We start from the raw sequence: 749 nt of genomic DNA on the forward strand, positions 1-749 counted from the left end.
GGGCCAGGCCGGACTTGGCAATCGCCACGGCGAAAGCGCCGAGCAATGCGTAGGACAGCGCCACCGTGGCACCGCCGCCCAGACCGCTGTTGAATGCGCTGAGCGTCGCGTCGATCCCAAGACCGCCGGTCAAGCCGCCGACCAGGGCGCCGACGATGATCGCGATGACCACATGCACGCGGGACAGGCTGAGCACCAGCATGGTACCGACCGCGGCGATTACTGCGTTAATCATGGTTACCTCAAGACAGAAACGTACTGTAGGAGCGAGCTTGCTCGCGAATAACCCAAGAACGCCGCGATCAACCGGCAAACCAGCATGATCGTTCACGATCTTCGCGAGCAAGCTCGCGCCTACCAAAAACACACGCCAGGGCCTCGCCCGCCGGGGTAACGGCAGTGTGGACGCCAGCAGAAAAGGAGTTTTATTAGAGGGCGCGCACTTTGCAGCAGCAGGCGCGCCATGTCAAAGCGCGACGTCGCAGACAGAATTCAATTGATCGTATGAATAAAGAAAAAAACCGTGCGGCCGATACAACGGATCATCTCTGTCGTAACGAAAGGTTAAGGATCTCCATGTCGCTCAGGCAGCTGTCCATTCAATGGAAAATCACCCTCCTCGCCGGCCTTTGTCTGCTGGGCATCGTGACCCTGCTGGTGGGCCTTTCGCTGTATCGGATGGACCAGAGCTCGCAACGCGTCCAGGCCTCCAGCACCGAGATGCTCAACGTCGCGGCCCAATCGCGCAT

Annotated in this window: 1 protein-coding gene and 1 pseudogene; one reads left to right on the forward strand and one right to left on the reverse strand. The window is 59.5% G+C overall.

Annotated elements, in window-relative coordinates; all coding sequences use genetic code 11:
• Positions 1-232: pseudogene (locus tag ASU03_RS20420) on the reverse strand (sodium:proton antiporter); the annotation flags it as partial.
• Positions 233-504: 272 nt separating this feature from the next.
• On the opposite strand from ASU03_RS20420, the gene ASU03_RS20965 reads away from it, so the two are divergent.
• A partial coding sequence (locus tag ASU03_RS20965; protein WP_157466010.1) for a hypothetical protein occupies positions 505-749 on the forward strand: 245 nt, incomplete at its 3' end.

Source organism: Colwellia sp. TT2012 (assembly GCF_001440345.1).
In the GTDB taxonomy this organism is placed as follows: Bacteria; Pseudomonadota; Gammaproteobacteria; order Enterobacterales; family Alteromonadaceae; genus Colwellia.